The following is an 11,154-nucleotide window of genomic DNA, read 5'->3' as shown; positions in this document are numbered from 1 at the left end:
CCGTGCCCATGATTGAAGCGCGGTGGCCCGCTAAACCGCGATGAGCCTAAAAGAAGGCGTTTTAGTGCTTGCCAGGGCGTTGTGTCTGGTTTTGCACGTCCGGCGTCCGGCGTCCGGCGTCCGGCGTCCGGCGTCCGGCGTCCGGCGTCCGGCGTCCGGCGTCCGGCGTCCGGCGTCCGGCGTCAGGGCAGGCTGACGCCTTCCGCCGCCAGGAAGTCGGTCAATAGAATCAGCGGCAGTCCCACCAGAGCGTTGGGGTCGCGACCTTCGAGCGCCTTGAACAGAGTGATGCCGAACCCCTCGGACTTGAAACTGCCGGCGCAATTGAAGGGTTGTTCCTTGTCCACGTAGCGGCGGATGCGGTCCTGATCCAGGGTGCGAAAATGCACGGTGAAGTTCTCGCAACCGCTTTGATAGCGGCCGGTGGCGCTGTTGTACAGGCACAGACCGGTATGAAACACCACGCTGCGGCCACTGGCATTGCTCAACTGCTTGATGGCGTTGTCGCGGTCGCCGGGTTTGCCGAGAATGGTGTCATCCAGGACGCACACCTGGTCGGAGCCGATGATCAGGGTATCGGGATGGTCCGCGGCCAGGGCCTGGGCTTTCCGCCGGGCCAGGCGCAGTACCAGCTCGGTGGCGCTTTCGCCGGGCAGAGCGGTCTCGTCGATATCCGGGCTGGCGGCGCTGAAAGGCAGCCCCAGTTTGCCCAGCAACTCACGGCGAAACGGAGAGGAAGAGGCCAGAATCAGAGTCGGCGGAATGTCGTTCACCATGGTCTCCTCGGTTTTCAAAGCAGCGAGTGTAAAAGAGGTGGGCATGGCAGTGCACGAAAAATCCAAATTTCTCAGACGGTTAGGTCTTGGCCACTGGCGTGATTTTCGCTTTGACAGCGCCGCGGCGCGGCCCTAGAATTGCGCGCTTATGTTTTCAGGGCAACTGCCACCGTACCTGGAACCGCGCAAGTTCGCGGATCAGGAGCGCGTCATCGAGGGCGAGGCCCGGGTTGGGGATCTGCCCCGGCTGCGGGAATATCGCGAGAGCCTGGACCAGCCGGTCCGGGTGTCGCTGGCTTTTGGCCGCGATGAGGACGGGCACCGGTGCGTTCGGGGCCAGGTGGAAACCACGCTGGTTTTGATCTGCCAGCGCTGCCTTGAACCCGTGCACCAGCGGATCCTCGCCAATGTGGACCTGACCATGGTCTGGAGCGAGGAACAGGCAAAGGCGTTGCCCGCGCACCTGGATCCTCTGCTGGTCACCGAAGAGCGCCTGCCATTGGCGGATGTGCTCGAGGAAGAGCTGCTATTGGCGATGCCACTGGTGGCGCTGCACGATCAATGCCCGAATCCGCTGCCGGATACCCGCGACGATGGGGAAGACGGCGAGGGCCGGGACAAAGACAATCCGGATAACCCTTTTGCCGTGCTGGCCCAGCTCAAGGGTCGCCGCAAGTAACACGCCGAGGAGCTCGACAATGGCTGTTCAACAGAATCGCAAAACCCGTTCCAAGCGCGGTATGCGTCGTTCCCACGATGCGCTGTCCGCCGCCACGCTGACCGAGGACAGCAACACCGGTGAAGTGCATCGCCGTCACCATATCTCTCCGGACGGCATGTACCGCGGCCGTCAGGTTCTGCGCACCGCGGACCTGGACGAAGAAGAATAAGTCGAACGGCGCCCGTCACCCGGTTTCATCCGGCGTCTGACGGGCGCCGTTTTTCGTTCTGGGGCACTGGCCTGTGTCCGGCCTTTACCTGGGCCGGATTAGGAGTATTCTGGGTGCCGCCATGCCTCTGAGGAATTGAGTGGCCATGTCAGACGTGACTCTGGCGGTGGACGCCATGGGGGGGGATCACGGGGTACCTGTCACCGTTCCCGCCGTCAGCCGTGCGCTTTCCCGTCATTCCAGTCTCCACATCATCCTGGTTGGTAATCCCGACGTTCTGGCGCCGGCACTGGCCAAGGCCGGTCTCGAGGGCCATGCCCGCGTTGCCATAGAGCCCGCTTCCGAAGTGGTGGCCATGGACGATCCGGTGGCGGTGGCGCTGCGCCAGAAAAAAGACTCCTCCATGCGGGTGGCCATCAATCTGGTCAAGGAAGGCCGTGCCCAGGCCGCGGTCAGCGCCGGTAATACCGGTGCCCTGATGGCGGTCAGCCGTTTCGTGTTGAAAACCCTTCCCGGCATCGACCGTCCCGCTATCTGCACCGCCATTCCTTCCGCCAAGGGCCATTGTCACATGCTGGACCTGGGCGCCAATGTGGACTCCCAGCCCGGGCATCTGTTGCAGTTCGCGCAGATGGGGCAGGCCGTGGTTCGCGCCGTCGACGGACTGAGCCAGCCCCGCGTGGCGCTGCTCAATATCGGCGAAGAGGACATCAAGGGCAACGAGCAGATCAAGGAGGCCGCCGCTTTGATGCAGGCCGCCGAGGACCTCAATTACGTGGGGTTCGTCGAAGGCAATGGCATCTTCCTCGGTGACGTGGACGTGGTGGTCTGCGATGGCTTTGTCGGTAATGTGTCATTGAAAACCATGGAAGGCGTGGCCACCATGATCGGTGGGATGATCCGTGAGGAGATCGGCCGTTCCTGGTGGCGCAAGCTGAGCGGCCTGTTTTCCCTGCCGGTGTTGAACGGCCTCAAGCACCGTATGGATCCGGAGCGCTACAATGGCGCCAGTCTGGTGGGGCTTAACGGCGTGGTGGTGAAAAGCCACGGCGGCACTGGCGAAGCCGGCTTTACCAGCGCTCTGGAAGTGGCCCTGCTGGAAGCCCGCCGCAACGTGCCGGCGTTGATCCGCGACGCCGTGGCGCCGTTGGCCCAGGTCTCTGAACAGCCCGCCTCCTGATCGATGCCGCGCCGGGGTCATTCATACTTTGTTGCAGCCCGGAACGGACAAGCCGGGCGGGTAAAGGCATACTGCCGCCAAATCCGATAACCCGACGCCCGGGGCGGGCTCTCGCGGAGTCCCACCGGCCGTCCTTCGCGAATCAGGGAAACGCATGTCAAAAACCGCTTTCGTTTTTCCCGGTCAGGGCTCGCAGAGCCTGGGTATGCTGGCCGATTTCGCCGATCACACCGCCGTGCGCCAGGCTTTCCAGGAAGCTTCCGGCGCCCTCGACATGGACCTCTGGGAATTGGCCCGGAACGGCCCCGAAGCTGATCTCAATCGCACCGAAAATACGCAGCCGCTGTTGCTGACCGCCGGCGTCGCCCTGTGGAAGGAGTGGGAGCAGAGCGGTGGTCCGCGCCCGGCGCTGCTGGCCGGGCACAGCCTGGGTGAATACACCGCCTTGACCTGTGCCGGGGTGATCAGCCTGGGGGACGCGGTGCGCCTGGTGCGCACCCGTGGCGAGCTGATGCAGCAGGCGGTGGCGGAAGGCGAGGGCGCCATGGCGGCGATCCTCGGTCTGAATGACGATCAGGTGCGTCAGGCCTGTGCCGAAGCCGCCGAGGGTGAAGTGGTGGAAGCGGTCAACCTCAACGCGCCTGGCCAGGTGGTGATCGCCGGGCAAGGCAGTGCCGTGGAACGCGCCATTGCCGCTTGTAAGGCCGCCGGCGCCAAGCGCGCCATGCCGCTCCCGGTGAGCGTGCCCTCCCATTGCGCACTGATGAAGCCGGCGGCGGAAGCGCTGGCGGAAACGCTCGCCCAGGTCCGTTTCCACGCCCCGGAACTGCCAGTGATCAATAACGCGGATGTGGCCCGGGAAACCGACCCCGAGGCGATTCGCAGCGCCTTGATCCGGCAATTGTATTCCCCGGTGCGCTGGGTGGAGACGGTGCAGGCCCTGGCCGCGGATGGCGTGACCACGCTGTACGAATGTGGCCCCGGCAAAGTGCTGTGTGGCCTGGCCAAACGTATTGACCGGGGGTTGGACGCCAAGCCCCTGGAATCCCTGGACGCCTTTCAGGCGGCTTTGAACGGTTGAGGACGCCTCATGAGCGACGAACGTAAAGTGGCCCTGGTCACCGGTGCCAGCCGCGGTATCGGCAAGGCCATTGCCGAAAACCTGGTCAACGCCGGTTTCTTCGTGGTCGGCTCCGCCACCAGCGAAAACGGCGCCAAGGCCATCGCCGACGCCCTCGGAGAGAACGGTGACGGCGTGGTGCTGAACGTGTCCGAGGATGCCTCGGTGGAGGCCGCGATCAAGTCCATCGTGGAAAAGCACGGTGCGCCTCTGGTGCTGGTGAACAACGCCGGCATCACCCGGGACAACATCATGTTGCGGATGAAAAGCGATGAATGGATGGATGTGATCAACACCAACCTGAACTCGCTGTACCGGGTCACCAAGGCCTGCATCAAGGGCATGACCAAGGCCCGCTGGGGCCGGGTGATCAATATCAGTTCCGTGGTGGGGACCATGGGCAACGCCGGCCAGGCCAACTATGCCGCGGCCAAAGGTGGCGTGGAGGGCTTTACCCGGGCCCTTGCCCGCGAGCTGGGCTCGCGTAACATCACGGTGAATTCGGTGGCGCCGGGCTTTATCCAGACCGACATGACCGATGTTCTGCCCGAGGCTCAGCGCGATGCGCTGCTGCGGGAAATCCCCCTGGGCCGCCTCGGCAGCCCCGATGAAGTGGCCAGCGCGGTAGCGTGGCTGGCCGGAGACGGTGGTGGCTATGTAACCGGTACCACGGTCCACGTTAACGGTGGCATGTTCACCGGGTAGGGACAAATCCTCCCGAAACCGCTAAGCTGCCGGTTCCGGTTGGAATGCGCCGGTCTTTCGAGGCCGGCCTGTGCAATGGATTCGCCCGGGCCGCAGCTTCAGGGTGGCCCCCACGGAGAGGGTACTGCCGTCTCAGTGGTGGGTGGGGTTCAACATATTTGGAAACGTATCCGTGAAAACGGGCACCGGCGGCGGCTTGCAAGCGCAAATCGCGTTCACCTAGAATAGCCGCTCATAGGTGCTTGCACACCATTAATAGGAGAGTAATAGGATCATGAGCAGCATCGAAGAACGGGTCCAGAAGATCATTGTCGAGCAATTGGGCGTTAAGCCGGAAGACGTGAAATCCGAAGCTTCCTTCGTGGAAGACCTGGGCGCCGATTCCCTGGACACCGTTGAACTGGTAATGGCCCTCGAGGAAGAATTCGAGACCGAAATCCCCGACGAAGAAGCTGAAAAAATCAGCACCGTACAAGCAGCCGTGGACTACATCAAAGCCCACAGCTGATTTCGGTCGTAACGCTGCGTCAAGGAAAACCGCAGGCTCGGTATGGGCTTGCGGTTTTTTTGTGATCACCATCCATGGTGATCACCCTGCGGGCCGTCGCTGGAGCGACGTCAAAAATCGTTCCGGACGATTTGTTTGTGATCACCGCCCGTGGTGATCACCCTGCGGGCCGTCGCTGGAGTGAGGTCAAAAATCGCTCCCGGCGATTTGTTTGTGACCACCATCCGTGGTGGTTACTCTGCGTTTGTTGGTGTTGGAGATATGAAGTTGCGCTGCATTCGCGAGCAAGCTCGCTTCCCACGGAGAGCGCTACGGAGCCGCTGTGGGAGCTGCCCTGGCAGCGAATCGGCACGCTATAATCCGAGGGCGCCGGCGCTGACTGTCCGGCCCTGGAATCGTCATTTTGGGAGGAATACAGGTGACACGACGTCGAGTAGTGGTAACCGGCCTGGGCATGCTCACGCCCCTGGGCGCCGATGTGAACAGTACCTGGGAGGGTATCAAGGCGGGCCGTAGCGGCATTCGCCCGATCGAGCACTTCGACACCTCGGATTTCTCCACCAAATTCGCCGGGCTGGTGCCGGATTTCGAACTGGGTGATTACCTGTCCGCGAAGGAAGGACGGAAAATGGACCTGTTCGTCCAGTACGGCATGGTGGCGGCGATCCAGGCCATCGGCGACGCCGGCCTGGATATGGACAAGGAAGAGGGTGAGCGCATCGGCGTGGCCATTGGTTCCGGCATCGGCGGGCTGACCAATATCGAGGATAATCACCGCAAGCTGCTCGACTCCGGGCCGCGCAAGCTGTCTCCGTTTTTCGTGCCCAGCACCATCATTAACATGATCGCCGGTAACCTGGCCATCATGTACGGGTTCAAGGGCCCGAACTTCGCCACCGTGTCGGCGTGTACCACCGGGACCCACAACATCGGCTTCGCCGCCCAGCAGATCCAACTGGGCGTGGCCGACGTGATGATCGCCGGTGGCGCCGAAAAGGGGTCCACGCCGCTGGGCATGGGCGGTTTCGCCGCGGCACGGGCGCTGTCTTCCCGCAACGACGATCCGCAGGCGGCCAGCCGGCCCTGGGACCGCGACCGCGACGGTTTCGTGCTCGGTGACGGTGCCGGCGCGGTGGTGGTGGAGGAATACGAAAGGGCCAAGGCCCGGGGAGCCACCATTTACGCGGAGCTGGTCGGCTATGGCATGAGTGATGACGCTTACCACATGACCGCGCCCTCCGAAAACGGCGCCGGTGCCGCGCTGTCCATGCGCAACGCCTTGCGCGACGCGGGCATGGACGCCGGTGACGTGGACTACATCAATGCCCACGCCACCTCCACCAAGCTCGGCGATCTGGCCGAACTGAACGCGGTGAAGCAGGTGTTCGGCGAGCATGCCGACAAGCTGGCGGTGAGTTCCACCAAATCCATGATTGGCCATCTTCTGGGCGCTGCCGGTGCCGTGGAGGCGATCATGTGTCTGTTGGCCATGCGCGACAATGTGGCACCGCCGACCATCAACCTGAATGATCCGGACGAGGGCTGCGATCTGAACCTGGTGCCCAATCAGGCCCAGGACCGCCAGATCGACGTGACCTTGTCCAACTCCTTCGGTTTCGGCGGCACCAACGGCACCCTGCTGTTCCGTCGCGTCTGAGCGGAGCGCCATGCTGTCCCGCAGTGACCGCGGCCTGGCTTACGGGGATGGTCTGTTCGAGACCCTGAGGGTCAGCGCCGATGGCCGGGTGCCATTGTGGCCCCGGCACCGGGCGAGAATGCTGGCCGGTGCCCGCCGGCTGGCGATTCCGCTGACGGAGGACAGACTCGAACGGACGCTGGCGGCGCGACTGCGCGATCATGACGGAGGCGCCGGCGTGATCAAGCTGGTGCTTACCCGTGGCAGCGGCGGCCGGGGGTATTTGCCGCCGGAGAGGCCGCAACCCACCTTGTTTGGCCAATGGTTTCCGTTCACGGAGGAGCCGTGCGCCCACCTTCGTCATGGCGTTGAGATCGGCCTCTGCGATACCGTGTTGCCGGACGATCCTCTTGCCGGACTCAAGCATCTGAACCGCCTGCCGCAAGTGGTGGCGCGCGCCGAGGCCGGGCGGCGTGGCTGGCGCGAGGGGCTGCTGCTGGATCGCCACCGGTGCCCGGTGGAGGCCACTTCGATGAACCTGTTCGCCGTGTTTGGCGACCTGTTGTGGACACCCTCCCTGGAGCGCGCCGGGGTGGCCGGCGTGGCGCGTGGCTGGCTGCTGGACGTCGCCCGTGATCAGGGTTGGCGGGTGGAAGTGAGGGCGAGGCCCCTGTCACATCTGCGTCGGGCGGATGGCATTTTTCTGACCAACAGTATTGTCGGCCTGTTACCGGTGCGTAAACTGGCGCAGTGGACGTGGCCGGTCGATCCGCAGGTCCCACAATGGCAGCGGCTCTGGCAGGCGCGGTTCAACCACTGAGCGCGCGGTGACGCGCTGGCGTCAGGCTCTAACCCCGATCCCGCTCCATGGCCTGGGATCGCCAATACAGGCATTAGCATTCAATCCATGCGTCGAAAAATACGAATTTTTGCTCTGCTACTGGTGTTCGTCATCGTGGCAATTCCGCTGGCGGGCTTTTGGGTAAGTGGGTATTTGCATCGCCCCTTGCCGGTGACCGAGGCCCGGCTGGTACAGGTACCGGCCGGCACCGGTTTCAGCCACCTGATGAGCCGTCTGCAAGGGGAGGGCCTGCTGGGTGGTGAGCCGGAGTCCACGCTGCGTCGGGTGGCGGGACGTTTGTACAGCCGTTTCACCGGTATCGAAGGGCGCATGCATGTGGGGGAATACCAGTTGTTCCCAGGGGACTCTCTGTTGACGCTGTTGGAGCGCATCGACCGGGGCGAGGTGATGCAGCGCAGTGTCACCCTGGTGGAGGGCTGGACCTTTCGCCAGTTTCGCACCCGCCTGGCCGAGCTTGAGGGCCTCACCGTCACGCTGGACGGCGTTGATGACGAGGAGGTGATGGCTCGGCTGGGAATGCCGGATACGCATCCCGAGGGATGGTTCGCCCCGGACACCTATTTCTATACCGCCGGCACCAGCGACGTGGAGCTGCTGCGCCGGGCGTTGGAGCGTCAGCGCAAGATACTGGACGAGGCCTGGCTCGGCCGCGATGATAAGCTGCCCTATGACGACCCTTATCAGGCATTGATCATGGCCTCCATCGTGGAACGGGAAACCGGTGTACCCAAGGAACGTGGCCAGATCGCCGGTGTTTTCGTCAACCGCCTGCGGCTCGGGATGCGGCTGCAAACCGACCCCACCGTGATCTATGGCATGGGTGAGCGCTACGCCGGCCGCATTGGCCGGGCCGACCTGCGTGAATCCACTCCGTACAACACCTATGTGATCACCGGATTGCCGCCGACGCCCATTGCCATGCCCGGCCGCGATGCCATCTTCGCCGCCGTGCACCCGCAGCAGACCAAGGCGCTGTATTTCGTTGCCCGTGGCGACGGCAGCCATACCTTCTCCAATACGTTGGCGGAACATCGGCGCGCGGTACGCCAATATCAGCTCAATCGCCGCGATGATTACCGCTCAAGCCCGGGAGCGGCGCCATGAGCGGCCGTTTCATCACTCTCGAGGGGGGCGAAGGCGCTGGCAAAAGCATCAACCTGGAATGGGTGGCAGAGCGTCTGCGTCAGCGCGGCAAGACGGTACGTGTGACACGGGAGCCCGGTGGCACCGAACTGGCGGAGCGTATCCGCCAGGTACTGCTGGCGCCCAGCGAGGAGCCCATGGCCGATACCACCGAATTGCTGCTGGTGTTCGCCGCCCGCGCCCAACACCTGGACGCTCTGATCCGGCCCGCCCTGGCGCGTGGTGAATGGGTGCTGTGTGACCGTTTCATGGATGCCACCTGGGCTTACCAGGGGGCCGGACGCGGTCTGGACCTGGCAGCCATCGCCACGCTTGAGCGGTTGGTGCTGGCCGGGGTGGCGCCGGATTACACCTTGTTGTTCGACGTGCCGGTGGACGTGGGGCTGGCTCGCGCCGGCAAACGGGGCGAGCTGGACCGCATCGAACAGGAGAGCCGCGATTTCTTTCAACGGGTGCGCGACTGCTATCTGCAACGGGCCCGTAATGAACCCGACAGGTTCGTGCAGGTGGACGCCACCCGGCCGCTGGAACAGGTGCGCCAGCGCCTTGGCGCCTGGGTCGACGCCATTACGGAGGGGGCATGAGTAAAGCGCCGGTACAGGTACCTTGTCCCTGGCATCAGGAGGAGATGGCGCGGCTGCTGGATCAGCACCAGCGTCAGCGTTTGCCCCATGCCCTGTTGCTGGCGGGTCCCGAAGGCATCGGCAAGTACCGGCTGGCGCAGGCCTTGATGCAGACGCTGTTGTGCCGGCAGCCCAGTGCCGGGGTGGCCTGCGGACAATGCGAGGCTTGCCACCTGAGTACCGCCGGCACTCACCCGGACATGCATGTGCTGACGCCGGAAGGCGGCAGCCGGGCGATCAAGATCGATCAGGTGCGGCGGCTGGTGGAGTTCTGCGCCCGCACCGCCCAGTTTGGCGGCGCACGACTGGCGTTGCTGTCCCCGGCGGAAGCACTCAACCGCAGTGCGCAGAACGCGCTGCTCAAGACGCTGGAAGAGCCCGGTCCGGGCATGACCCTGATTCTGGTCAGCCATCAGCCCAGCCTGCTGCTGCCCACCGTCCGCAGCCGTTGCCAGCAACGGTTGCTGCCGGTGCCGGCCGCCGACCAGGCGCTGTCCTGGTTGACGCCGCAGGTCGGGGAGGCGGCGCCGGCGTTGCTGGACGCGGCCCAGGGCGCGCCTTTGAAAGCGCTGATGTTGCAGGATGCGGACTGGTTCAGTGACCGCCGCCGTCTTGCCGAGCAAGTATTGCGGGTGGCCCAGGGGCGTCTGTCTCCGGCCCAGGGGGCCCAGGCCCTGGCGGCGTTCGAGCCGGACACCATGGCGAGGATATTGTATGGTTGGCTGGCCCGGGCGACACGGCTGGCGGCGCTCGGTGGCGCGGCCATGCCCGGCGGTGAGGGGGATGAGCAACTGGAGCCGTTGCTGCGGCAGTTGGCCGATACCGTTCCGGTGGCGCGGTTGATGCGCGCTACCCAGCGGATCCAGGAAGGCCGCAGGCAGATCCTGGCCGGCGCCAACCCGAACAAGGAATTGCTCATGGAGCAATGGATGCTGGTGCTGGTGGGCGTGGACGCTGCCTTGCAGTAATCGCCCGCGGCACTGGCACGCACAACAATACAAGCACTACCGCGACAGGGGGGTGGCATGAAGATGCCGGGGGGCCGTAGTGGCATTCTTTCGCTGAGTATCAAGGACAAGGCGGCGCTGTACGCCGCTTACATGCCGTTTATCGGCAACGGCGGCCTGTTCGTGCCGACCGAGAAAGCCTATCAACTGGGGGAGGAAATCTTTCTCCTGCTCAACATCATGGATGAGCAGGAGAAAATACCGGTGGCTGGCCGGGTGGTCTGGATCACGCCTCGAGGCGCCCAGGGCAATCGTAGCGCCGGTATTGGCGTGCAGTTCTCCGATCAGGACGACACCGCCCGCCGCACCATAGAAAATCACCTCGCGGGCTCGCTGCAATCGGACCGGCCCACGCATACGATGTGACGTTTGAAGCCGGACGCCGGACGCTAAAGCCGAAACCCGGGGCGGCGGGCATTGCGGGAATAAAAAATTGCCGGGAGCAATTTTTAACGTTGCTGTGCGACGGCCCGCAGGGTGACCGCCATGGACGGCGGTCATAAAAAATTGCCGGGAGCAATTTTTAACGTTGTTGTGCGACGGCCCGCAGGGTGACCGCCATGGACGGCGGTCATAAAAAAGGTTCATCGCGGTTTAGCGAGAAGGGTCGCTCCGGCGGGGGCTCCCGTATTGCTCGGTTACCTCGCAGATATCCATTCAGAGGTGGCTACAGAGCCGCTGTGGGAAGCGGCCCGGGCGGCGCT

At 63.9% G+C, this 11,154-nt stretch carries 13 protein-coding genes; 12 read left to right on the top strand and 1 reads right to left on the bottom strand.

What is annotated here, in order from left to right:
• Positions 1-182: 182 nt before the first annotated feature.
• Positions 183-776, bottom strand: a complete 594-nt coding sequence (locus tag A6D6_RS20885; RefSeq protein ID WP_159661770.1) for a Maf family protein — start codon at positions 774-776, stop codon at positions 183-185.
• Between the two features lie 148 nt (positions 777-924).
• Here A6D6_RS20885 and A6D6_RS20880 point away from each other — a divergent pair, with 148 nt between their 5' ends.
• From A6D6_RS20880 to A6D6_RS20825, 12 genes are all read left to right on the top strand, one after another.
• A complete protein-coding gene (locus A6D6_RS20880; protein WP_022994609.1) occupies positions 925-1,455 on the top strand; it encodes a YceD family protein in 531 nt (176 codons plus the stop codon).
• 19 nt (positions 1,456-1,474) lie between these two features.
• Positions 1,475-1,666, top strand: coding sequence for a 50S ribosomal protein L32 (gene rpmF / locus A6D6_RS20875; RefSeq protein ID WP_014995069.1), 192 nt, complete (start codon positions 1,475-1,477; stop codon positions 1,664-1,666).
• A 145-nt stretch (positions 1,667-1,811) separates the two neighbouring features.
• Positions 1,812-2,846: a phosphate acyltransferase PlsX gene (plsX, locus tag A6D6_RS20870; protein WP_133492950.1), complete on the top strand. Its 1,035-nt coding sequence runs from the start codon at positions 1,812-1,814 to the stop codon at positions 2,844-2,846.
• A gap of 154 nt (positions 2,847-3,000) precedes the next feature.
• Positions 3,001-3,927 (top strand): ACP S-malonyltransferase, encoded by a 927-nt coding sequence (fabD, locus tag A6D6_RS20865; RefSeq protein ID WP_159661769.1) that lies wholly within the window; start codon positions 3,001-3,003, stop codon positions 3,925-3,927.
• Between the two features lie 9 nt (positions 3,928-3,936).
• Positions 3,937-4,671 (top strand): 3-oxoacyl-ACP reductase FabG, encoded by a 735-nt coding sequence (fabG, locus tag A6D6_RS20860; RefSeq protein ID WP_159661768.1) that lies wholly within the window; start codon positions 3,937-3,939, stop codon positions 4,669-4,671.
• A 274-nt stretch (positions 4,672-4,945) separates the two neighbouring features.
• Positions 4,946-5,179, top strand: coding sequence for an acyl carrier protein (acpP, locus tag A6D6_RS20855; RefSeq protein WP_008928079.1), 234 nt, complete (start codon positions 4,946-4,948; stop codon positions 5,177-5,179).
• A 418-nt stretch (positions 5,180-5,597) separates the two neighbouring features.
• Positions 5,598-6,836 (top strand): beta-ketoacyl-ACP synthase II, encoded by a 1,239-nt coding sequence (gene fabF / locus A6D6_RS20850; protein WP_133492953.1) that lies wholly within the window; start codon positions 5,598-5,600, stop codon positions 6,834-6,836.
• 10 nt (positions 6,837-6,846) lie between these two features.
• Positions 6,847-7,635 carry an aminodeoxychorismate lyase gene (gene pabC, locus A6D6_RS20845; RefSeq protein ID WP_133492954.1) on the top strand — a complete coding sequence of 263 codons (789 nt, stop codon included), beginning with the start codon at positions 6,847-6,849 and terminating at the stop codon, positions 7,633-7,635.
• Between the two features lie 87 nt (positions 7,636-7,722).
• Positions 7,723-8,781 (top strand): endolytic transglycosylase MltG, encoded by a 1,059-nt coding sequence (mltG, locus tag A6D6_RS20840; RefSeq protein ID WP_133492955.1) that lies wholly within the window; start codon positions 7,723-7,725, stop codon positions 8,779-8,781.
• The gene (tmk, locus tag A6D6_RS20835) at positions 8,778-9,404 is read left to right on the top strand and encodes a dTMP kinase (RefSeq protein WP_133492956.1); all 627 of its coding nucleotides are present in this window, start codon (positions 8,778-8,780) and stop codon (positions 9,402-9,404) included. Before mltG ends, tmk begins: the two co-directional genes overlap by 4 nt.
• Positions 9,401-10,411: a DNA polymerase III subunit delta' gene (locus A6D6_RS20830; RefSeq protein ID WP_159661767.1), complete on the top strand. Its 1,011-nt coding sequence runs from the start codon at positions 9,401-9,403 to the stop codon at positions 10,409-10,411. The genes tmk and A6D6_RS20830 overlap by 4 nt, the downstream gene beginning before the upstream one ends.
• 57 nt (positions 10,412-10,468) lie before the next feature.
• Positions 10,469-10,816 (top strand): PilZ domain-containing protein, encoded by a 348-nt coding sequence (locus A6D6_RS20825; protein WP_159661766.1) that lies wholly within the window; start codon positions 10,469-10,471, stop codon positions 10,814-10,816.
• The last annotated feature ends 338 nt before the right edge of the window (positions 10,817-11,154 follow it).

The organism is Alcanivorax xiamenensis (assembly GCF_009846745.1).
Classification (GTDB): domain Bacteria; phylum Pseudomonadota; class Gammaproteobacteria; order Pseudomonadales; family Alcanivoracaceae; genus Alloalcanivorax; species Alloalcanivorax xiamenensis.
This window is presented reverse-complemented; position numbering and strand designations above follow the sequence as displayed.

Coding starts and splice junctions, on each gene's coding strand:
- rpmF (WP_014995069.1), top strand. CDS start 1,475: ATGGCTGTTCAACAGAATCGCAAAACCCGTTCCAAGCGCGGTATGCGT.
- A6D6_RS20830 (WP_159661767.1), top strand. CDS start 9,401: ATGAGTAAAGCGCCGGTACAGGTACCTTGTCCCTGGCATCAGGAGGAG.
- fabG (WP_159661768.1), top strand. CDS start 3,937: ATGAGCGACGAACGTAAAGTGGCCCTGGTCACCGGTGCCAGCCGCGGT.
- plsX (WP_133492950.1), top strand. CDS start 1,812: ATGTCAGACGTGACTCTGGCGGTGGACGCCATGGGGGGGGATCACGGG.
- acpP (WP_008928079.1), top strand. CDS start 4,946: ATGAGCAGCATCGAAGAACGGGTCCAGAAGATCATTGTCGAGCAATTG.
- fabD (WP_159661769.1), top strand. CDS start 3,001: ATGTCAAAAACCGCTTTCGTTTTTCCCGGTCAGGGCTCGCAGAGCCTG.
- pabC (WP_133492954.1), top strand. CDS start 6,847: ATGCTGTCCCGCAGTGACCGCGGCCTGGCTTACGGGGATGGTCTGTTC.
- A6D6_RS20880 (WP_022994609.1), top strand. CDS start 925: ATGTTTTCAGGGCAACTGCCACCGTACCTGGAACCGCGCAAGTTCGCG.
- mltG (WP_133492955.1), top strand. CDS start 7,723: ATGCGTCGAAAAATACGAATTTTTGCTCTGCTACTGGTGTTCGTCATC.
- A6D6_RS20825 (WP_159661766.1), top strand. CDS start 10,469: ATGAAGATGCCGGGGGGCCGTAGTGGCATTCTTTCGCTGAGTATCAAG.
- A6D6_RS20885 (WP_159661770.1), bottom strand. CDS start 776: ATGGTGAACGACATTCCGCCGACTCTGATTCTGGCCTCTTCCTCTCCG.
- tmk (WP_133492956.1), top strand. CDS start 8,778: ATGAGCGGCCGTTTCATCACTCTCGAGGGGGGCGAAGGCGCTGGCAAA.